Origin of the sequence: Pseudomonas sp. rhizo25 (genome assembly GCF_031931935.1) — a bacterium.
Classification (GTDB): Bacteria; Pseudomonadota; Gammaproteobacteria; order Pseudomonadales; family Pseudomonadaceae; genus Aquipseudomonas; species Aquipseudomonas synxantha.
The window spans coordinates 214,377-235,782 of record NZ_JAUJXA010000005.1; the positions used below are offsets into that span (position 1 = coordinate 214,377).

The following is a 21,406-nucleotide window of genomic DNA, read 5'->3' on the forward strand; positions in this document are numbered from 1 at the left end:
AGTCAGGCAGCCCCTTCGCTTTCTTCCACCAGGTCGAAGCGCACAACGCGCCGGTTGCTCTGGTCCCCGAGCAGGAGTTTTTCCACCACAAAGATCAGGGTCAGCAGGCCGCCAATGGGGATCGGCATGTAGGTGATGCCCACGCGCAGGGTGGGGATCGCGCTCATGAACTGGTTCCAGGTCGACAGGCACAGCTTGGTGCCCCAGAGGGTCATGAACAGGCAGATGGTGCCCATCAACAGTTGCGAGAAGATGCCGACGATGCGGCGTTGGGCGGGGGGCAGGCGGTCGGTGACCATCGCCACCGACATATGCGCGCCGGCTCGGTAACTGGCGGCGGCGCCGATAAAGGTGAACACCAGCATCAGCAGGATCGCAGTGGGCTCCGGCCAGCTGGAACCGGTGCCGAGGACGTAGCGGGCGAAGATGCCCCAGGGAATGATCAGCGCCACCCCCAGGACCGAGAGGCCGGCGACCCAGATGCAGGTCATGTAGATACGGTCATTGATGCGCAGCAGTAGATTCTTCATGGCGTTCACCGTGACCGGGCGCGTCGATGCCGACCGCGCCGGGCCTTATGCAGGGAGCAGGGAGGTTATTGAACGGCGTCGATGCGCTTGATCATGTCTGCATACGGTGCGCCGTACTTGGCGCGCACCTGGGCGGTGGCGTCGTAGAAGGGCTTTTTGTCGACCGTGATGAACTCGACACCGGCAGCCTTGAGTTTTTCCTCGCTGCTGGCGGATTTCTTGTCCCACAGCACGCGCTCGTCGGCCTGGGCGGCCTTGGCGGCTTGCTTGACCATGTCCTGCTGCGCGGGGCTGAGCTTGTTCCAGGTGATCTTCGACATCACGATGGGTTCCGGCAGGATCAGATGCTCGGTGAGGGTGTAGTACTTGGCGTTCTGGTAGTGGTTATGTTCCAGCAAGGTCGGCGGGTTGTTTTCCGCACCGTCGATGACCCCGGTCTGCAAGGCGCTGAAGATTTCGCCGGTGTCCATTGCGATGCCGTTGGCGCCCATGGCGTTGAAGGCGTCGATAAACAGCGGGTTGCCTTGCACACGGATCTTCATGCCCTTGAGGTCTTCGATCTTACGCACCGGCTTCTTGGTGTAGAGGTTGCGCGTGCCGCCATCCATCCAGGCCAGGGCCACCAGGCCGAACTCGGAGTTGGTGATCTTGGCGAGGATTTCGTCGCCGATCTCGCCATCGATGACCTTGCGCATATGCGCCTGGTCACGGAACACGAACGGCAGGTTGAACACGTTCACATCCGGCACCACCGGGCCGACGATGCCGAGGCTGACGCGGGTCATCTGGACTGCGCCGACCTGGGCCTGTTCGACCACTTCTTTCTCGGAGCCGAGCACACCGCCGGGAAAGTACTTGAAGGTCAGTTCGCCGTTGCTCGCTTTGGTAAGGGCCTTGCCCATGTTTTCTTCGGCGACCACGGTGGGGTAGCCGGCGGGGTGGATGTCGGCGAATTTGATTTCCAGCGCGTGGGCGGCGCTGCTGAGGGTGATGAGTGCGGCGGCGAGCAAGGTGCGTTTGAAGTCCATGGGGTGTCACTCCTGTCTTGTTATTGTTGTATTCAAGGCACAGCAGTACAGCTAGAGGATGAAGTGCGGTTCGGCCAGACCCTTGACGCCTGGGTTGAGCGCGAATACGCCGCCGGACAGCGACTGTTCGCTCGCATCGTCACGGATCGAGGTGACGTACAGGGTGTCCAGGCGGCTGCCGCCAAAGGCGCACATGGTGGGTTTTTTCACCGGTACGCTGAGGGAACGATCCAGGCGGCCCTCAGGGGTGAAACGGTGGATCAGCCCGGCGTCATTGGCACAGATCCAATAGCAGCCGTCGGCGTCCACGGCAGCGCCGTCGGGGCGGCCGGGGAAGTGGTTCATATCGATAAACAGGCGGCGATTGGACGGCGTGCCTGTGTTGGTGTCGTAGTCGAAGGCCCACACCTGCTGCACCTGCGGATGCGAATCCGAGGCGTACATCGTGCGGCCATCGGGACTGAAGGCCAGGCCGTTGAGGGTGATGAAGCCATCCAGTTGCGCATGGGGCGCGCGCCCGGACGCATAGCGGTAAAGAATGCCCTCGGCCGCGTTCAAGCCCATGTCCAGCACCATGCTTCCTGCCCAGAAACGGCCCTGGCGATCACAGCGACCATCGTTCAAGCGCATGTCCGGACGCGGGTGTTCGACACCAGCCAGGAGCGTAGTGTCGAGGCTACCGTCATTGTGGGTGGTCAGTTCAAAGAAGCCGGTTTCCATGCCTGCCACCCAGTTGCCCGCTTGAGTGCGTGCGATGCAGGCGAGCATCTGTGGTGCCTTCCACGCGCTGAGGTAGCCGGTGGCGGCGTCCCAGCGTTGCAGGCTGCCGTTGGGGATATCCACCCAATACAAGGCGTTTTCTTCGGGCACCCACACCGGGCATTCGCCCACGGCGTTGCGGACGTCGACAATCAATTCAGCGCTCATGGCCACTCATTCCCTTGGGTTGCTGTGCACTCAGTCACCGAACGGCCCTGCTGCGCAAAAAGCCCCGCCCTGGTAGACCGCGGCCGGGTCATCGGCGGCGACCGGTGGCTGGGCTTCAACCTGGGCGCGGAACACTTCGGAGCTGTCCTTGGGAGCAAAGTCCAGGTGCGCGGCGTAGCGGTTGTCCCACCAGGTGTCGAGGTTCGCCGACATGCCGTAGACCACGGTGTGGCCGACGTTGGGCGTATACAGCGCGCGCTCGAGCAACTGGGTCAGGTCATCGAAGCTCAGCCAGGTGTGCATCATCCGGCGGTTCTGCGGTTGCGGGAACGAGGAGCCGATGCGGATGCTCACGGTCTGGATGCCGTAGCGATCGAAGTAGAAACTGGCCATGTCCTCGCCGTAGGACTTGGACAGGCCGTAGTAGCTGTCAGGACGGCGAGGGGAGTGGGCGTCGAGTTGTTCGCCCTGCTTGTAGAAGCCGATCACATGGTTGGAGCTGGCGAAGATCACACGCTTGACCCCATGGCGACGGGCGGCTTCGTATATATGGAAAATGCCGCTGATATTGGCGCCGAGGACTTCTTCGAAGGAACGCTCCACCGATACGCCGCCAAAGTGCAGGATGGCGTCGACGCCTTCCACCAACTGGTGCACAGCTTGTTTATCGGCAAGGTCGCAAGGCTGTACTTCTTCGTGAGCGCCGACAGCGGGGGCCATGTCGGCGATGTCCGACAGGCGCAGGACCTTGGCGTAAGGGCGCATGCGTTCGCGCAGGACTTTGCCGAGGCCGCCGGCGGCACCGGTGAGTAGCAGGCGGTTGAAGGGGGCGGGCGTGGTGGTGGTCATGAGCATTCCAATTTTTGTTGTAGGTTGTCGTATGACTATGAGGAAATAGTGTTAGGGATTCCCTGTGTTGTCAACGCCCTTCCAGTAGGAGCGAGCTTGCTCGCGAAAAACGTTAACGATAACGCGTGGTTACTGAATAAACGCGGTGCCCATAGGTTTCTCGCGAGCAAGCTCGCTCCTACAAAAGCTCTGGCACATTTAAAGCAGTGATATCGGGTAGCTGACAAATACCCGGTTCTCATCAAACTCGTTATTGCTGAAATCCCGGCGCATGGTGGAGTTGCGCCACCGCACGTTTAGGTTTTTCAACGCACCACTTTGCACCGTGTAGGCCAGCTCCGATTCGCGTCCCCATTCCTTGCCATCGGTGATCGCCCCGGTGTGCACGTTACTGCCACTGATATAGCGGTTCATCAGGGTCAGCCCGGGGACGCCGAGCACCACGAAGTTGAAGTCATGGCGCAACTGCCAGGATTTTTCCTTGGCGTTGTCGTAGCTGGCGTTGTAGCTGTCGTTGGCCAAGGTGCCGCCACTGGTGCCGTTGACGCGCATCCACACGCTGTCGCCGGTGAGCTTCTGCAGGCCGACGTAGAAGGTGTGGCCGTTGTATCTGGCTGAGAGCAGGGCGGACACGGTCTTGTTATCCAGGTCGCCGGCCAGGGCGCTGCCGTCTTCCTTGCCGTTGAAGAAGCCGAGGTTGGCGCCCAGGGTCCAGTCGCCCACAGGTTGGCTGTGGGTGAGGTTGAGGTATTGCTGCTGGTAGATATCGGTGAGTTCGGCGTACCACAGGCCAACCTGGGTGCGTTTGTCATTGAAGGTGTATTCGCCGCCACCGAAGTTGAAACGGTCCGAGGTGAAGGCGGCTTTGCCGTTCATGAACATGTCTTCCATGCTCGCGTCGTTGCGCGGGCTGTTGCCGCGAAACTGGCCGCCGTAAAGGGTCAGGCCGGCAATCTCATTGGACGTGACCTGGCCGCCCCGGAAGGTCTGGGGCAGGGAACGGCCATCATCGGAACGCAGGATCGGCAGCACCGGCATCCATTCGCCCACCTTCAATTCGGTCTTCGACAGCTTGGTCTTCAGCGCCACGCCCAGGCGGCCGAAGTTATCGGCGGGGCGGCCATCGTCATGCACCGGCAGCAACTGGGTACCGGCGGTGCCTTTGCCGCCATCGAGTTTTTGCGAATACAGGCCCAGCACATCGATCCCGAAGCCCACGGTGCCTTGGGTAAAGCCGGACTTGGCGTCGAGAATGAAGTTCTGCGTCCACTCTTCGGCCTTGCCCTGGGGGTTGGTCGGGTTGGTGAAGTTGCGGTTGAAGTAGGCGTTGCGCAGGTTGAGCGTGGCCTTGGCATCTTCGATGAAGCCTTCGGCATTGGTAGCGAGGGGCAGGGTCAGCGCCAGGCCGCCGAGACCGATAAGGCCGAGGCACGAGCAGGAATTGCGGGCGAATTGACTCACAGTGAGGCTCCCTTTCTTTTGTTATTTTTATTATTTGTTATACGTCGTCGTACAACATTTGGCGGGATATTTACGGGGTTTTCTGGGTGTGTCAAGCAGAAGTTATACGATGACCTGCCGAGCCTTGATATAAAGCGGGCACGGTTCAACTTTAAAAAATTGCCGTGGATTTATCCCGCCAGGACCATCGGAGGCAGGGTGCCAAGGAGTGAAACGGCGGCTACTGCGCAGACCCCCAGCAGCCACTCCACCATCACACTGGCCTTCAAGCTGCCCAGCCGCTGTTCGCAGCGATCAAGGCGCAACCGGTTCAGCAGCGCCAGCGCCAACATGCCCAGCACCAGCATCACCTTGATCAACAGAATCAGGGCAAACCCATTGAACAACGGCGTGGGCCACAGTTGCCCGGTGAGCACGCGCACGTTGATCAAGCCGGTTACCAGCAAGCCTGCGACCAGGCCGTAACCCACGCCGCTGAAGCGCCGCAAAATCGGCTCCATCCGCTGGTCTTGCGCGTGTCTGAGGATCAGCACCAGTAGCAGCAACCCACCCAGCCAAGCCCCTACGCACAGCAGATGCACCACTTGGTTGAGGATCAGCAATTGTCCACTCAGCCCGTCGAGCATGGCGCCATGGCCCACCGGTGCCAGAGTCGCCAGCAGTAGGGTGATCAACGGCAAACGCAAGGCCGGCCAGGGTTTGATCAGCACGATCACCAGCAGAACATTCAGCAGCAGATGCCAGGTCCATACCTGGCCGAAAAAGGTCTTGCCCAGCACCAATCGCACGGTGGCCGGTTGCAGCGCTGCGTCCCAACTGCCCGCCATGCTGGCGGTGATCAGCAGCAACCACGCCAGGCCGGAGCCAAGCCCCAGCCAGGCCAGGCCACGGGTGATGCATAGCAGTTGCCGGTCCAGAGCCGGTTGTACCTGAGCGCCGAGCAGCCAGGGCCGGAGCACGCAAGCCCCGAACATCAGCAGCACGACGATAAAATGCAGGAAACGGCACAGCACCAGCAGGGTTGCCATGGGTTACTGGCCGACTTTGAAGCTGTATTCACCGCTGCTCTTGTGGGTGTCGACCGACACCGCATTCCACACCACTTTGTAATTGCCGCTCGCGAGCGGGGCAGCAGGGGTCACGACCAGGACTTTCTTGTCCGCGTCCGGGGTTTCCAGGTCCTTGATGGCGATTTCAGTGCCGTCCTTGCTCAGGGACACCTTGGTGAAGGTGGCTTCGACGCCTTCGGTGAAGGTCAGGCGCAAGTCTTTCGGTGCGGCGACATTGCTGTTGGCCGCAGGTTTTGCGCTCTCGAGGTGGGCATGGGCAAATGCCGCCGAGGCGCCCAGCAGAGAGGTGAGCAGGGCGACGGTGGTCAGGGCTTTCTTGATCAACATTGTTCAATACCAATCAATGGGTAGGAGCGGGCAGTGTACGAAGTTTCGGCTTGGCCTGTCGCCCCGATCTAGAGCCGGTGGTAGTCTTTAGGCCGTGTTGTTGTCAGGGAGCCCTTATGGGCAATCACAAGAGTGGAATTCGTCGAGTCAACGTTGAGAAAATCCTGTTGGCCGCAGAAAAAGTCTTCGCCGAAAAAGGCTATGGCAGCACCGCCATGGCCGACATCGCCGAAGAGGTGCAACTGCCACGCTCTAACCTGCATTACTACTTCACCACCAAGAGCGAGCTGTACAGCGCGGTGCTGTTCGACCTGCTCGAGCTGTGGAAGCAGGACGCCCTGAGCTTCGAGACCTTCGACGACCCGCGGGTGGTGCTCAGCAGTTATATCCGAGCCAAGATGCAGCGCTCGCGGACGCGACCCTATGGCTCCAAGGTCTGGGCCAATGAAATCATCCACGGCGCGCCGACCCTCGGCGAGGCATTGGATGAAAGCCTGTACGACTGGGCCAAGATGAAGGAGGCGAAGATTCGCCAGTGGGTGGAAGACAAACGCATCCTGCCGGTGGAGCCTTCGAGCCTGCTGTATATGATCTGGGCCTCGACCCAGCACTATGCCGACTTTGATCACCAGGTGAAGATCCTGAACGACCACCAGCCGTTGTCGGACATGCAGTTCGAGAAGGCGATCCAGACCGTGACCAGTGTGATTTTGCGGGGGATTGGGTTGGAGCCTTGAGTCTTGTCCTGAGGCTGGGGGCCTCATCGGGGGCAAGCCCCCTCCCACATTTGATCAGGTTCACATAGATCCACTGTGGGAGGGGGCTTGCCCCCGATAGCGGTCTAAAAGGCCTACACAGCCTCGCGATAAGGATTACGTGGATCGTGCGTCCAATTCAAAAACGGCTTGCCGGTGTCCATCGGCACCATCTCAATACAGTCCGCCACCGGGCAGGTGATCTGGCACAGGTTGCAGCCCACGCATTCATCATCGATCACCTCATACTTATGCGTGCCGTCCGCCTGCTTCAAACTGGCGATCGCCTGGTGCGAAGTATCCTCACAAGCAATGTGGCAACGCCCACAGCCGATACACGCCGCCTGGTCGATCCTGGCGATCACCTGGTAGTTGATATCCAGGTACTTCCAGTCTGTAGTGTTACCCACAGCCCGCCCCGAAAATGCCTGCAGGCTGGTGTAACCCTGGCTGTCCATCCAACGCGACAGCCCGTCCTTCATCTCGTCCACAATCCTGAAGCCATGCAGCATCGCCGCAGTGCACACCTGTACCGCGCCGCAGCCCAGGGCGACGAATTCCGCGGCATCGCGCCAGTTGCCGATACCGCCGATGCCGCAAATCGGCAGGCCCTGGGTCTGCGGGTCGCGGGCGATTTCGGCGACCATGTTCAGTGCTATCGGCTTGACCGCCGAACCGCAGTAACCGCCGTGGGTGCTCTGAGTGCCGACCACCGGCAGGGCGACCATGCGCTCCAGGTCTACGCTGGTGATGGAATTGATGGTGTTGATCAACGACACCGCGTCCGCACCGCCGCGATACGCTGCTCTTGCTGCCACGCGGATATCGGTGATGTTCGGCGTGAGCTTGACGATCACCGGCAGCGAGCAATACGTCTTGCACCAGCGTGTCACCTGTTCCACATACTCCGGTACCTGGCCGACCGCTGCGCCCATGCCACGTTCGGGCATGCCGTGGGGGCAGCCGAAGTTCAGTTCGATGCCGTCGCAACCGGTGGCCTCCACCAGGGGCAGAATATTTTTCCAGGATTCTTCAACGCACGGCACCATCAGCGACACGATCAGCGCACGGTCGGGCCAGTCTTTTTTGACCTGGGTGATTTCCCGCAGGTTGATCTCCAGGGAACGGTCGGTGATCAGTTCGATATTGTTGATGCCCAGCACTTCGCGATTGGCCCCGTAATGCGCTGAGTAACGCGACGACACGTTGACCGCCGCGGGGTCTTCCCCAAGGGTTTTCCACACCACGCCGCCCCAGCCGGCTTCGAAAGCGCGGACCACGTTATAGGCTTTGTCGGTGGGCGGCGCGGAGGCCAGCCAGAATGGATTGGGTGCCTTGATACCGGCGAATACAATCGAGAGATCGGCCATTACGCAGCCTCCACATTCAGCATGAGTTGAGCGTGCATGGCCTCGGCGGCCAGCTTGCCATGTTGCACGGCCTGGACGGTGAGGTCCTGGCCGAGGCTGACGCAATCACCGCCGGCATACACGCCAGGGATGCTGGTGCGCAGCTGTTCGTCGACAAAGATGCGCTCGCCCACGCGGTGCAGTTGCTGGGCCAGCGGGTCGTGCAGCGCGTCGCCGTCAAACCCTTGGCCGATCGCCTTGAAGATCGCATCGGCGGCCAGCTCGAAGGTTTCGCCAGTGGGCAGCAGGCGACCGTTATCCAGGTGAGTACGGGCGAAGCGCATGCCGCGGACTCGTCCCTGATCGTCGAGTAACACTTCTTCGGGTTGGGCCCAGGTCAACAACCGCACCTGATTGGCCTTGGCAATGTCCTGTTCGTGGTGGGTCGCGCCCATGTCCGCGAGGCCGCGGCGGTACACGAGGTTCACATCCCGTGCACCGAGGCGGGCCATCTGCACGGCCATGTCGATGGCGGTATTGCCGGCGCCGAGTACGATGCAGCGGTCGGCCAGGGGCAATTGGCTGAGGTCATCGGCCTGGCGCAGTTCGCGGATGTAGTCGGTGGCGGCGAGTAGGCCCGGGGCCTCTTCGTGGGGTAAGCCGAGCTGTTTGCTGGCGGCCAGGCCTAGGCCAAGGAACACCGAATCGAACTGCTGGTGCAGCTCGCTCAAGCTCAGGTTGTCGCCCAGGCGCTGGCCGTGGCGGATTTCGATGCCGCCGATCTGCAGGAGGAAATCCAGTTCCTTCTGGGCAAAGTCATCCACCAGTTTGTATTTGGCGATCCCGTACTCGTTCAGGCCACCGGCTTTTTCCCGGGCTTCGAAAATCACCACGTCATGGCCGTGCAATGCAGCGCGGTGGGCGCAGGCCAGGCCCGCCGGCCCGGCGCCGACCACGGCGATGCGTTTGCCGGTGGGCGCGGCGCGTTGGAAAGGGTGTTCGTTGAAGTGCGCGTTATCGATGGCGTAGCGTTGCAACAGGCCGATCAGCACCGGGGCGCATTCTTCGGCGTTGTTACGTACACAGGCTTGCTGGCAGAGGATCTCCGTGGGGCAGACCCGGGCGCAGCTGCCGCCGAGGATGTTGGCCGAGAGGATTTTCTGCGCAGCACCCTGGACGTTGTCGGTGTGGATATTGCGGATGAACGACGGGATATCGATCTCGCTGGGGCACGCATTCACGCATGGCGCATCGTAGCAGTACAGGCAGCGCGAGGCTTCCAGTTGGGCTTGGCGGGCGTTGAGGGGCGGTGCCAGGTCGGTGAATTGGCTGGCGAGGGTGGCCCCGTCTTCTCGGGGGTGGGGGAGGTGGGTCAGGGTCTGGATCACGGTGGTGGCCTCACGGTTTTTTTTGGATTGCCTCTATGTGGGCATTTTTGTTGGCTGTACTGGCCTCATCGGGGGCAAGCCCCCTCCCACACTGGATCTATGTGAACCCGATCAAATGTGGGAGGGGCGGTGCGACGATTCGACTTGCCCCCGATGGCGGTTTCAGCGCTTCACAGCAACCGGCCTGGAATGCTCCGCCCGCTTGCTCAACTGCTCAAACACCGACGGGTACGCGGGCCGCTCCACATAGCGCCCGGCGCCACGTTCGGCGCGCAGGTCGCCATCGGCCCAGACCAGCTTGCCCTGGCTGATGGTGTGGCTCGGCACGCCGCGTACGGTCTTGCCTTCGAAGATGTTGAAGTCGACCTGCTGATGGTGAGTCTTGGCCGAAATGGTTCGCGTGACTTGCGGATCCCACAGCACCAGGTCGGCGTCGGCACCTACGCGCACTGCGCCTTTGCGTGGGTAGAGGTTGAAGATCTTCGCGGTGTTGGTGGAGGTCAGCGCAACGAACTCCTGCATCGACAAGCGCCCTGTGTTGACGCCTTCGTGCCACAGCAGCGCCATGCGGTCTTCGATGCCGGCGGTGCCGTTGGGGATCTTGCTGAAGTCGTCACGCCCAGCGGCTTTTTGTTCGGCGCAAAAGCAGCAGTGGTCGGTGGCGGTGGTGTGCAGGTTGCCCGATTGCAGGCCGTGCCATAGAGCCTCCTGGTGCCCGCGCGGGCGGAAAGGCGGGCTCATCACATAGCCGGCGGCTGTCTGCCAGTCGGGGTGCTGGTAGACGCTGTCATCCAGCAACAAGTGGCCGGCGAGCACCTCGCCGTAGACCGCCTGGCCCTTGCCCCGGGCGTAGGTGATCTCATCCAGCGCTTCCTTGGTCGACACATGCACCAGGTATAGTGGCGTGCCGATGGTCTCGGCAATACGAATCGCCCGGCTGGCCGCTTCGCCTTCCACCTGGGACGGGCGCGACAGCGGATGCGCTTCCGGCCCGGTGATGCCCTGGGCCATCAGCTTGCGTTGCAGGTGGTACACCAGCTCGCCGTTTTCGGCATGTACGGTGGGCACCGCGCCCAGTTCCAGGCAGCGCTCGAAGCTGGCCACCAGGGTGTCGTCGGCAGCCATGATCGCGTTCTTGTAGGCCATGAAATGCTTGAAGCTGTTGATGCCGTGATGGCTGACCAGCTCGGCCATTTCTTCGCGTACCTGTTCGCTCCACCAGGTGATTGCCACATGAAAGCCGTAGTCGGAGGCGGACTTCTCTGCCCAGCCGCGCCACTGGTGAAACGCTTCCATCAGCGATTGCTGCGGGTTGGGAATCACGAAGTCGATGATCGATGTGGTGCCACCGGCCAGACCCGCCGCCGTACCACTGAAAAAGTCTTCACTGGCCACGGTGCCCATGAAGGGTAGCTGCATATGGGTATGGGGGTCGATGCCGCCCGGCATCAGGTATTGGCCGCTGCCATCGAGTATTTCAGTGCCGGCGGGTATATCCAGATCCGTGCCAACGGCGCGAATTAGACCGCCTGCGCATAAAACATCGGCGCGGTAACTTTCATCATGGGTAATAACGGTGGCGCCACGGATCAACAGCGACATGTCGAGTTCCTCACAGGCTTGACCGGCTTGTGCCAGTTCTAAGTGTTGTAATGCTGCACGCCGATGGTCGGTTAATTCCTGTCATCGGTGACAGGAATAGAAACTAGCCCGAGTTTTTAGATTGAGCAAGAAGATTTTTCTTCAGCTTTTTCTGACATTAAGCTACTGATTTATAGAGTAAAAATTACTGAGTCACCAAAATGTAGCAACACCTCACCGTTTTGACGCACTTGACAGGTTCTGCTTTTGAGCAACATTTCTTATTGCAAATCAGACGCTTGAGATATGCCTCTTGACGGCGTCGGCAAATAAAAATAATTGTGTTGCACCAGATTGAGTCCGGACGGTTCGGATAACGTTCGCGTTATGTAGTCTGCATAACGTCGACGGACGCCGGAATACAATCTGAAAGTTGAATAACATCAGCACGTTATATAAGCGGTGCGGGTTCAAGTTGGGTTGTCGGCACGGTAATTGAGTGCAGTGGCGGCTGGCAGGAGCCCGTGATGTCATGTTGTTTACGCGGTACTCCGGCCACCTGGACACAACGTGCAGGTGAGCAACAATAATTTTAAAAAAACCGTGGAGCGGCCATGCAACAGAACAGATCGCAAGTCATCGAGCGCAACGGCCTGTATGAACTCGACGCCGGCCCCGACGTCCTCGACAGCCCTCGCTACAACCACGACATGGCACCCACCAAGGTGCACGAGCGCACCTGGAACAAATGGCACATCACCGCGTTGTGGGTCGGCATGTCGATCTGCGTGCCCACCTACACCCTGGGCGGTGTGCTCACCGCGTATTTCGGGCTGTCGGTGGGCGAGGCGCTGATGGCGATCCTGCTGGCCAATATCGTGGTGCTGATCCCGCTGACCCTCAACGCTTTTCCAGGCACCAAGTACGGCATTCCGTTTCCAGTGCTGCTGCGCTCGTCATTCGGCATTCTCGGTTCCAACGTGCCGTGCCTGATTCGCGCGTTGGTGGCCTGTGGCTGGTTTGGTATCCAGACGATGTTTGGCGGGTTGGCGATTCACCTGTTCCTGGGTTCGATTTTCGACGGCTGGAAGGCCCTTGGTGGTACCGGTGAGGTGATCGGTTTCATGATCTTCTGGTGCCTGAACCTGTGGGTGGTGCTGCGTGGCGCAGAGTCGATCAAGCGCCTGGAAACCTTGTCGGCACCGCTGCTGGTGGCGGTGGGGGTTGGCCTGCTGGTGTGGGCGATGCCGAATGTGTCCCTCAGCGAATTGATGGCGATCCCACCCAAGCGCCCCGAAGGCGCGAGCCTCACCGGTTATTTCATGGCGGGGCTGACGGCGATGGTGGGGTTCTGGGCTACCTTGTCGCTGAACATTCCCGACTTCAGCCGCTACGCCAAGAGCCAGAAAGACCAGATCCTCGGGCAGATTTTCGGCTTGCCGCTGACCATGTTCCTGTTCGCCGCCCTCGGCGTGATCATGACCGCCGCCTCGGTAAAACTGGTGGGCGTCAGTGTCTCCGACCCGGTGACCCTGATAGGCCATATCCAGAGCCCGGTATGGGTGGCCGTGGCGATGGCGCTGATCATTGTCGCCACTTTGTCCACCAACACAGCGGCGAACATTGTCTCGCCCACCAACGACTTCCAAAACATTGCGCCCAAGCTGATCAACCGCACCACGGCGGTGATCCTGACCGGTCTGGTCGGGCTGGCACTGATGGCCCATGAGCTGCTGAAAAAACTCGGCTTGATCGTTTCCGATGTGAGCCTGGAGACGGTGTATTCCAACTGGCTGCTGGGCTATTCGAGCCTGCTGGGGCCGATTGCCGGGATCATGGTGGTGGACTACTTCATCACCCGCAGACAGCAGCTGGACCTGGCGGGCTTGTACCGCGATGACGTGTACCCCGCCTGGAACTTGAGCGGTTTTATCGCCTTTGGTGTGCCGGTGGTGCTGACGCTGCTGTCCCTGGGCAGTGATGCGTTCAGCTGGTTCTACAGCTATGGCTGGTTTACCGGCTCGGCCTTGGGTGGAGTGTTGTATTACGGTTTGAATGCCAAGCGTGCGACCAACCCAGTGGCTGCCAAATCACCGTTGTAGTGAATATGAAATGCAATCATAAGAAATACAGCCTGAGGAGATCCCCATGAACGCTGCCCTCGACGTTCTGCAATCGACCCATCAGCACATCAACCGCGACCGCCTGTGGCAGTCGCTGATGGACCTGGCCAAACTCGGCGCCACCCCCAAGGGCGGGGTGTGTCGCCTGGCCCTTACCGACCTCGACCGCAAGGCCCGCGACCTCTTCGTGCAGTGGTGCGAAGCGGCCGGTTGCACAGTGACCGTCGACGGCATCGGCAATATCTTCGCCCGTCGCCCGGGCCGCAACCCAGACCTGCCCCCGGTGATGACCGGCAGCCACATCGACACCCAGCCCACCGGCGGCAAGTTCGACGGATGCTTTGGTGTGTTGGCCGGCGTGGAAGTGTTGCGCACGCTCAACGATTTAAAGATCGAAACCGAGGCGCCGCTGGAAGTGGTGGTGTGGACCAACGAAGAAGGCTCGCGCTTCCCGCCGTGCATGATGGGCTCCGGGGTGTTCGCCAAGAAATTCAGCCTGGCCGATACCTTGGCCAAGGTCGATGTAGATGGCGTCAGTGTCGGCGAGGCATTGAACGCGATTGGCTACGCGGGCACACGCCCTGAGAGCGGGCATAAGGTCGGCGCGTATTTTGAAGCCCATATCGAACAGGGGCCGATCCTGGAAGATGAAAAGAAAACCATCGGCGTGGTGCTCGGCGCCCTGGGGCAAAAGTGGTTCGACCTGAAACTGCGTGGCGTGGAAGCCCATGCGGGGCCGACGCCCATGCACCTGCGCAAGGATGCCCTGGTGGGTGCGGCAGCGGTGGTGGCAGCGGTGAATGCGGCCGCGCTTGGGCACCAGCCTCATGCATGCGGCACCGTGGGTTGCCTGCAGGCGTATCCGGGCTCGCGCAACGTGATTCCCGGTGAAGTGCGCATGACCCTCGACTTCCGTCACCTGGAACCTGCGCGGTTGGATTCGATGATTGCCCAGGTACGCCAGGTGATCGATGACACCTGTGCCAAACATGGGCTGACTTACGAGATGGAACCCACCGCCGATTTCCCGCCGCTGTACTTTGACAAAGGCTGTGTCGATGCCGTGCGCGATGCGGCCAATAGCCTGGGCCTGTCGAACATGGATATCGTCAGCGGGGCAGGGCACGACGCGATCTTCGTCGCCGAGCTGGGCCCGGCGGGGATGATCTTCGTGCCGTGTGAAGGTGGCATCAGCCATAACGAAATCGAGAACGCCGCGCCGGATGATTTGGCGGCGGGATGTGCGGTGTTGTTAAGGGCGATGGTGGCGGCCTCGGCGGCAATCGCCAGCGGCAAGTTAGCCGCTTGAAATGCAAAAAAATGTGGGAGGGGGCTTGCTCCCGATAGCGGTGTGTCAGGTACATGTGTATTAACTGACCCACCGCTATCGGGAGCAAGCCCCCTCCCACATTTGAATTGCGGCGCTACAACCAGATGGCATCCCACAGTGGGTAGTCGCCAATCCGCTCGACCAACCCCGCTCGCAATGGATTGGCCACCACATACCGTGCCATTTTCACCAGGTCATCTTCCTTGCGCAGGGCACTGTCATGGAAGCTCTCCTGCCACAACCGCCCCTTACGGCCGCTTGCACCATTCACGGTGCGCGTGCTTTTCGATTTCACCTGACATATCAAATCCGCCAGCGAGCCTTTTCGCAGCTCGACGATCCAATGAAAGTGGTCGGGCATGATCACCCATGCCAGAGAGTTCGCCAGCCCTTGGTACTGGGCTATTCGAAACTGCCAGACAACCAGGCGACCGAGATGGAAGTTGTCGAATATCGGTAGGCGTTTATGGGTGTTGGTGGTGATGAGGTAGATGCGATTCGGCTCGCTGAGTCGACCGATGCGCAGGCGGTGTGAAGCGGGTAAATCTGCCATTCCCTGGCCCTCTCAGATGTGTCTAGGGAGGCTAGACCGCAGAGCAAGAAGCTGGCGGGTAGGCTTTTGGCAGGATGTGTCTGGAAGGGCGCTATCGGGAGCAAGCCCCCTCCCACATGAGTTGCGCAGTGTTCATACATTGTGTGTCTGGCGCAGAACCAGTGTGGGAGGGGGCTTGCTCCCGATTGCAGTATTTGAATCACAGCATCATTGACTGACTCACCGCCATCGGGTGTAGGGTGATGTCAGGCCCCAGGCTGCCAGCCGCCGCCGAGTGCGGTCACGAGTCCCACACTCGCCTGCAACCGCCGCGTCTGCACCGCCTGCAATGTCCGCTGCGCCTGCAACGCCGCTGTCTGGGCGGTGACCACATCCAGGTAACTCACGGCCCCGGCCTGATAGCTGTTCATCGCCAGGGCTTGGGTATGCCGTGCCGCATCCGCCGCTGCCTGTTCATCCTGCGCTTGCTGCTGCAAATCCCTTAGCTGCCCCAGGTTATCTTCGACCTCTCTCACGGCTTTCAACACCTGACTACGGTACTGCGCCGATGCCTCTTCAAACTCGGCCTTGGCCTGGCGTTCGTTGGCACTCAACCGCCCTCCATCAAAGATTGGCAGATTCACCAGCGGCCCCAGCGCCCAATAGCGATTGCCTGCAGACAGCAGGTTACCCACGCCTTGGGTTTGCCCGCCAATCAACCCGGTCAGGCTGAAATCCGGATACCACGCGGCCTTGGCCACGCCGATATTCGCGTTGGCCGCAAACACCCGTCGTTCCGCCGCGGCGATGTCCGGGCGGCGTTGCAGCAGGTGGCTCGGCAACTGCGACGGAACCCCCGGCAACGCAAGCAACTGGGGGCTGGGTGGCAATGAAAAATCGCTGGCCGCCACCCCCACCAATTCACCAATGGCATGCTCGGTCAGGTTGCGTTGCCCACGCACTTCATCGCGTTCGGCCTTGGCTTGCGCCAGTTGGTTTTGTGCGCGGGTCAGGTCCAGCTCCGAAGCAATCTGGCCTTCATAACGGTTGCGGGTCAGCTGTAGCGCCTGGCGGAAATCCTCCAGTGAGCTGTCGAGTATCCGGCCCTGTGCATCCAACCCATTGAGCTGCACATACAAGCTCGCCAATTGGTGTTGAAGGCTCAATCGCGCCACCGCCAGGTCATCCGCGGACGCTTGCGCCTGGGCATTCCCGGCAGCCACTTGGTTGCGGATTTTGCCCCACAGGTCGAGGTCATAGCTCAGGGAAAAGCCGGCGGTGTTGCTGTTGTACACCGACGGCTGCGTGCTCCCCCGCAACGGTCGCGAATCCGATTGTCGCTGGCGCAGCGGTTGTGCACTGGCGGTGAGTTGCGGGAACAGGCCGGCATGCAACTGGCTGGCATACGCTTGGGACGCATCGAAATGCGCCAGCGCTGCCGCCAGGTCGGGGTTGGCCTGGAGTAGGCGCTGTTGCAGGTTATCCAGCGTTGGGTCGTTGTAGAGCTTCCACCATTCGGGCGCCAATTGGTCGGACGGTTGTGCGCTGTGCCACGGTCCGTCGCTGGTCTGTTCGCGGTAATGAGTCGGCAGGTCCACCCTCGGCATTGTGTAGGTGGGCGCCATCGAGCACCCCTGCAATGCCAGCAGCATCAGTGCGGCGAGGGGTTTAAGCCTTGGGCGCATGGGCACCTCCGGAGGCGTCAGCCAGTTGCACCGAGTCGCCTTCGCGCAGGGCGTCAGGCGGGTTGTCGATGATGCGGTCGGCGGGCTTCAGGCCTTGGTCGATCACCAGGCGTTCGCCCAGGTCGAGGCCGATATGAATGGCTTGCAAGTGCACATGATTGTGCTTGTCCAGCACCGCAACCTGGGTGCCCTGGGCGCGGAAGATCAAGGCGCTGGCCGGGATGCTCACGCCATGGGTATCGGCCGGGATCGGCACGGTGGCTTCGGCGTAATCGCCGGGCAGCAGTTCGCCGTTGGGGTTGTCGGCGACGAACTGGGCAAGCAGGGTGCCGGAGCGGCGGTCGATGGCGGTGGAGTCACCGATCAGGCGCGCCTTGAAGTGCTCGCCAGGGTGTTCGGGCACGGTCAGCTCGGCTTCCAGGCCAGGATGGATCACCGCTGCATAGTTCTGCGGCACCGGCACATACAGGCGCAACTGGTGAGTGTCGGCAATGTTGAACAGCTCAGGGTCGCTGTCGGTATCGGCCTTGATCAACTGGCCGATATCAGTGTTGCGCGCAGTAATGGTGCCGGCGAATGGCGCCCGAATGGTCTTGTAGCTTTCCAGCGCCGACAGTCGCGCATAGTCGGCAGCGGCGGCCTGGGCGTTGGCCTTGGCCGCCGCGGCGTTGGAGGTTTTTTCATCGGCCTCCTGGCGCGATACCGAGTGGCTGGCCAGCAGGTTTTGCCAACGGGTCGCGCTGGTGGCGGCCAGGCGCGCATTCGCTTGTTGTTGGATCAGCCGCGCATGGGCCTGGGCCAGTTGTTGATCAAGGTCGGGGCTGTCGATTTCGGCGAGGATCTGCCCGGCCTGGACCTGGCTGCCGATGTCGACTTTCCAGTCCTTCAAGTAGCCGCTGACCCGCGCATGGATCGGTGCCTTGCTCCAGGCCTCGAGGTGCGCGGGCAGGCGCAGGGTATCGCCGGCGGCGTTCTGCTTGGGTTGAAACACCATCACTTGGGGGATGGCGGCGGCCTCGGTCCAGGCAGTGACCGATTGTTCGTGCAGCGTGCGAGCGTGCAGGCCGCTGGCGACCAACAGGGCGGCCAACGTCAGGCCGCCGGCACCCATGAGCATCAGACGCTTGCGCGAGGGTTTTTGATCAGACGACATGTGCGGTTTCTCCAGCTGCAGCGCGAGTAGGGTGACGACCGTGGACCAGGCTGAAGACCACGGGAACAAACAACAGGGTGGCGAGGGTGGCGAAGATCAGTCCGCCGATGACCGCACGGCCGAGCGGGGCGTTTTGCTCCTCGGAAATCGCCAGGGGCAGCATGCCGATGATCATCGCCAGGGCGGTCATGCACACCGGGCGGAAGCGTGTGTAGCCCGCCTCAAGCGCCGCCTTCAATGCATCGCCATGTTCGGCCAGGCGTTCACGGCAGAAGCTCACCACCAGGATCGAGTTGGCGGTGGCCACGCCCATGCATAAGATGGCTCCGGTAAGGGCCGGCACCGACAATGAGGTGCCACTGAGGAACAGCATCCACACGATGCCCGCCAGTGCAGCCGGCAAGGCCGTGATGATCACAAAGGGGTCGGCCCAGGATTGGAAATTGACCACGATCAGCAGATAGATCAGCACCACCGCGCCGAGCAAACCGAAACTCAAGCCACTGAACGCCTCATGCAGCGCATCGATCTGCCCATGCAGGCTGATCGTCGCGCCCTTGGGGCGCATGGCGGCGGTGTCATCCAGGACTTTTTGCACGTCGCGGGCGACGCCGCCGAGGTCGCGGCCTTGTACGTTGGCATACAGGTCCAGGGTGGGTTCGATGTTGTAGTGGGTGACCACCGCCGGGCTTTGCACACGGGAAATGGTGGCCACGCCGCCAAGGATCTGCGACTGGCCATCGGCGCCGGTCACGGGTAGCGCTTCCAGGGACGGCAAGCTGTCGAGGCGGTATTGCGGGGTGGCAGCAACGATGGAATAGGACACGCCATTGGCCGGGTTAAGCCAGAAGGTCGGTGCGGTTTGCGAGCTGCCAGCGAGGGAGGCGACCATGCTGTTGGTGACGTCGCGCTCGGTGATGCCCAGGCCATTGGCACGCATGCGGTCGACATTCACCTGCAATGATGGATAGCCGGTGGACTGCTGGATACGCAGGTCGGCGATGCCCGGCACATGTTGCAGGCGTCGCTCCAGTTCCACGGCGTAGGCGCGGTTTTCTTCATCGCTGCGTCCGGAGATTTTTACATCCAGCGGGGCTGGCGCGCCGAAGTTGAGGATCTGGCTGCTGATGTCGGCCGGCAGGAAGGCAAAGTGGCTGCCGGGGAAACTCTGCGGCAGGGCTTCACGCAGTTTTTTCACGTAGTCGGCAGTGGGCGCATGGTCTTTTTTCAGGGTGACCTGGATGTCGCCATCCTGCGGGCCAATGGTGCCGCTGCTGCTGTAGGCCATGTCGATGCCGCTTAGCGGGATGCCGATATTGTCGACGATGGTGTCCAGTTCTTCGGCGGGAATCACTTCACGGATCCGCGCTTCGATGCGGTCGAAGGCCGCGGCGCTTTCCTCGATGCGCGTGCCCAGCGGCAAACGCACGTGCAGCGCCAGGGCTCCTGCATCGGTGGCCGGGAAAAAGTCCTGGCCCAGGCTTGGCAGCAGCAGGAATGACGCGAGTACACAGGCCAGAAAACCCACGATAAAGCGCTTGCGATGACCCAGGGCCAACGTCAGCAAGCCATAGTAGGTGTCGCGGATATTCGAGAAGTGGCGCTCGAAACCTTGCTGGAAATTCAATACGGCTTGCAGCGCGGCATTGCGCGGCTGCTTGTGCTGCTCGCCTTCATGGTGGTTGATGAACGCGTCTTCAGGATGATGCCCAACGCCTGGCTCCGGTGTGTGCGGCTTGAGCAGAAACATCGCCAGTGTCGGCACCAGGGTGCGCGACAGGATGAACGAACTGGCCATGGCAAAGATCACCGCCAGGGCCATCGGCCGGAACAGATAACCGGCGATGCCTTGCAGCAAGAACATCGGCACGAACACGATGCAGATGCACAGCAGCGAGACGAATGCCGGGCCGACGATTTGTGCGGCACCGTCGAGGATCGCAGTCTTCACCGCCTTGCCTTGTTCCAGGTGCCAGTTGATGTTTTCGATGGTCACCGTGGCGTCGTCTACCAGGATCCCCACCGCCAACGCCAGCCCGCCGAGGGTCATCACGTTGAGGGTTTGCCCGCTGACCGCCAGCAGCGCAATGGCCGACAGTACCGCCAGGGGAATCGACGCGGCAATGATCAGGGTCGAGCGCCAGCTGCCGAGGAACAGCAGGATCATCGCGCTGGTCAGCAACGCGGCGATGATGCCTTCCTGGGCCACACTGCCCACCGATTGCTTGACGAACACCGAAGCGTCACCCAGCAGCGAGGTTTTCAGTGAAGGCGGCAGGGTTTCATTGATGCGCGGCAGCATCTGGCGGATGCCGTCGATGATCGACAGGGTCGAGATGCTGCCGTTTTTCAACGCCGGCATCAGTACGGCGCGATGACCGTCGACGCGCACGATGTTGGTCTGTGGTGGCGAGCCGTCGCGCACGTGGGCCACTTGGCCGATGGTGATCAGCGCACCATCGACGGTCTTGATCGGCAGGTCGTTGAGCTCATCGATCGCCTTGGGGCTGTTGTTGAGCAAAATCGTGTATTCGTTGGGGCCGAGCTTGGCGGTGCCCACCGGGATGATCTGGTTCTGCAACGCCAGGGCATTGCCCACGTCCTGGGCCGACAAGCCTTTGGCGGCCAGGGCCTGCGGGTCAAGGTCGAGGGTGATCTGCCGTTGCTTGCCGCCCATCGGCGTAGGCATAGCCAAGCCGGGCAGGGCGCTCAGGGGCAGGCGGATATTGTTCTGCACCAGGTCGCGGATCCTGGCTTCCGAGAGGCTGGGGCTGGAGAACGCCATTTGCAGGATCGGCACCGTGGAGGCGCTGTAGTTGAGGATCAGCGGTGGGGTAATGCCCGGTGGCATCTGCTTGAGCACGGTTTGTGACACCGCCGTGACCTGGGCGTTGGCGGTGCGGATATCGACCCCCGGCTGGAAGAAGATCTTGACGATGCCCATGCCGGGCAGCGATTGCGATTCGATATGTTCGATGTCGTTGACGGTGGTGCTCAAGGAGCGTTCGTAGGTGTAGATCACCCGCCCGGCCATGGCGTCCGGGGACAGGCCGTTGTATTGCCAGACCACGGCGACCACCGGGATACCGATATCGGGGAACACGTCAGTAGGCGTGCGCAGGGCCGCCATGGGCCCGATGATGCAGATGAATATGGCCAACACGATGAACGTGTACGGCTTTTGCAGTGCGGTCTTTACCAGCCCGAGCATGCGTGAGTCTCCGAGAAAAGCAGGGTTGCAAACCCCGGCAGTCTTGCCCGACCCACCTAACACGCACCTTTCAGCCAGGTGAAGGAAGATTTAGTTAACGGCTGAAG

At 61.2% G+C, this 21,406-nt stretch carries 17 protein-coding genes; 3 read left to right on the top strand and 14 right to left on the bottom strand.

All coding sequences use genetic code 11. The features are described from left to right. Nucleotides 1-2: 2 nt before the first annotated feature. The 7 genes from QZR30_RS13360 to copC form a co-directional block, all read right to left on the bottom strand. Nucleotides 3-530, bottom strand: a complete 528-nt coding sequence (locus QZR30_RS13360) for a TRAP transporter small permease (RefSeq protein ID WP_046068737.1) — start codon at nucleotides 528-530, stop codon at nucleotides 3-5. Between the two features lie 65 nt (nucleotides 531-595). Continuing rightward, a complete protein-coding gene (locus QZR30_RS13365) occupies nucleotides 596-1,558 on the bottom strand; it encodes a TRAP transporter substrate-binding protein (protein WP_046068736.1) in 963 nt (320 codons plus the stop codon). Between the two features lie 51 nt (nucleotides 1,559-1,609). Next, the gene (locus tag QZR30_RS13370) at nucleotides 1,610-2,485 is read right to left on the bottom strand and encodes an SMP-30/gluconolactonase/LRE family protein (protein ID WP_046068735.1); all 876 of its coding nucleotides are present in this window, start codon (nucleotides 2,483-2,485) and stop codon (nucleotides 1,610-1,612) included. A gap of 30 nt (nucleotides 2,486-2,515) precedes the next feature. Next, on the bottom strand, nucleotides 2,516-3,334 hold the full coding sequence (locus QZR30_RS13375; RefSeq protein WP_311903410.1) for an NAD-dependent epimerase/dehydratase family protein: 819 nt from the start codon (nucleotides 3,332-3,334) through the stop codon (nucleotides 2,516-2,518). A 198-nt stretch (nucleotides 3,335-3,532) separates the two neighbouring features. Continuing rightward, entirely contained in the window at nucleotides 3,533-4,795 is a 1,263-nt protein-coding gene (locus QZR30_RS13380) for an OprD family porin (RefSeq protein ID WP_311903411.1), read from the bottom strand. Nucleotides 4,796-4,965: 170 nt separating this feature from the next. Next, on the bottom strand, nucleotides 4,966-5,823 hold the full coding sequence (gene copD / locus QZR30_RS13385; RefSeq protein ID WP_046068732.1) for a copper homeostasis membrane protein CopD: 858 nt from the start codon (nucleotides 5,821-5,823) through the stop codon (nucleotides 4,966-4,968). A 3-nt stretch (nucleotides 5,824-5,826) separates the two neighbouring features. Next, complete coding sequence (copC, locus tag QZR30_RS13390; protein WP_046068731.1) at nucleotides 5,827-6,192, bottom strand: copper homeostasis periplasmic binding protein CopC; 366 nt, start codon at nucleotides 6,190-6,192, stop codon at nucleotides 5,827-5,829. Between the two features lie 116 nt (nucleotides 6,193-6,308). Here copC and QZR30_RS13395 point away from each other — a divergent pair, with 116 nt between their 5' ends. After that, nucleotides 6,309-6,929 carry a TetR/AcrR family transcriptional regulator gene (locus QZR30_RS13395; RefSeq protein WP_043048725.1) on the top strand — a complete coding sequence of 207 codons (621 nt, stop codon included), beginning with the start codon at nucleotides 6,309-6,311 and terminating at the stop codon, nucleotides 6,927-6,929. A 113-nt stretch (nucleotides 6,930-7,042) separates the two neighbouring features. On the opposite strand, the gene preA is transcribed toward QZR30_RS13395, so the two are convergent. The 3 genes from preA to hydA all read right to left on the bottom strand — a co-directional run bounded on the left by preA (nucleotide 7,043) and on the right by hydA (nucleotide 11,286). Next, on the bottom strand, nucleotides 7,043-8,317 hold the full coding sequence (gene preA / locus QZR30_RS13400) for an NAD-dependent dihydropyrimidine dehydrogenase subunit PreA (RefSeq protein ID WP_046068730.1): 1,275 nt from the start codon (nucleotides 8,315-8,317) through the stop codon (nucleotides 7,043-7,045). Next, nucleotides 8,317-9,684 carry an NAD(P)-dependent oxidoreductase gene (locus QZR30_RS13405; protein WP_046068729.1) on the bottom strand — a complete coding sequence of 456 codons (1,368 nt, stop codon included), beginning with the start codon at nucleotides 9,682-9,684 and terminating at the stop codon, nucleotides 8,317-8,319. The genes preA and QZR30_RS13405 overlap by 1 nt, the downstream gene beginning before the upstream one ends. Before the next feature lie 162 nt (nucleotides 9,685-9,846). Further along, complete coding sequence (gene hydA / locus QZR30_RS13410; RefSeq protein WP_311903414.1) at nucleotides 9,847-11,286, bottom strand: dihydropyrimidinase; 1,440 nt, start codon at nucleotides 11,284-11,286, stop codon at nucleotides 9,847-9,849. Between the two features lie 593 nt (nucleotides 11,287-11,879). Here hydA and QZR30_RS13415 point away from each other — a divergent pair. Then, nucleotides 11,880-13,367 (top strand): NCS1 family nucleobase:cation symporter-1, encoded by a 1,488-nt coding sequence (locus tag QZR30_RS13415; RefSeq protein WP_046068727.1) that lies wholly within the window; start codon nucleotides 11,880-11,882, stop codon nucleotides 13,365-13,367. Nucleotides 13,368-13,413: 46 nt separating this feature from the next. Beyond that, a complete protein-coding gene (locus tag QZR30_RS13420) occupies nucleotides 13,414-14,697 on the top strand; it encodes a Zn-dependent hydrolase (RefSeq protein WP_046068726.1) in 1,284 nt (427 codons plus the stop codon). Nucleotides 14,698-14,812: 115 nt separating this feature from the next. Here the strand turns inward: QZR30_RS13420 and QZR30_RS13425 are convergent, their stop codons facing one another. The 4 genes from QZR30_RS13425 to QZR30_RS13440 form a co-directional block, all read right to left on the bottom strand. Then, nucleotides 14,813-15,271: an REP-associated tyrosine transposase gene (locus QZR30_RS13425; protein ID WP_311903416.1), complete on the bottom strand. Its 459-nt coding sequence runs from the start codon at nucleotides 15,269-15,271 to the stop codon at nucleotides 14,813-14,815. A 245-nt stretch (nucleotides 15,272-15,516) separates the two neighbouring features. Beyond that, complete coding sequence (locus QZR30_RS13430) at nucleotides 15,517-16,935, bottom strand: efflux transporter outer membrane subunit (protein ID WP_311903417.1); 1,419 nt, start codon at nucleotides 16,933-16,935, stop codon at nucleotides 15,517-15,519. Next, nucleotides 16,919-18,088: an efflux RND transporter periplasmic adaptor subunit gene (locus QZR30_RS13435; RefSeq protein ID WP_311903418.1), complete on the bottom strand. Its 1,170-nt coding sequence runs from the start codon at nucleotides 18,086-18,088 to the stop codon at nucleotides 16,919-16,921. Before QZR30_RS13435 ends, QZR30_RS13430 begins: the two co-directional genes overlap by 17 nt. Next, nucleotides 18,078-21,299 (bottom strand): efflux RND transporter permease subunit, encoded by a 3,222-nt coding sequence (locus tag QZR30_RS13440; protein ID WP_059397903.1) that lies wholly within the window; start codon nucleotides 21,297-21,299, stop codon nucleotides 18,078-18,080. Before QZR30_RS13440 ends, QZR30_RS13435 begins: the two co-directional genes overlap by 11 nt. Nucleotides 21,300-21,406 lie beyond the last annotated feature (107 nt).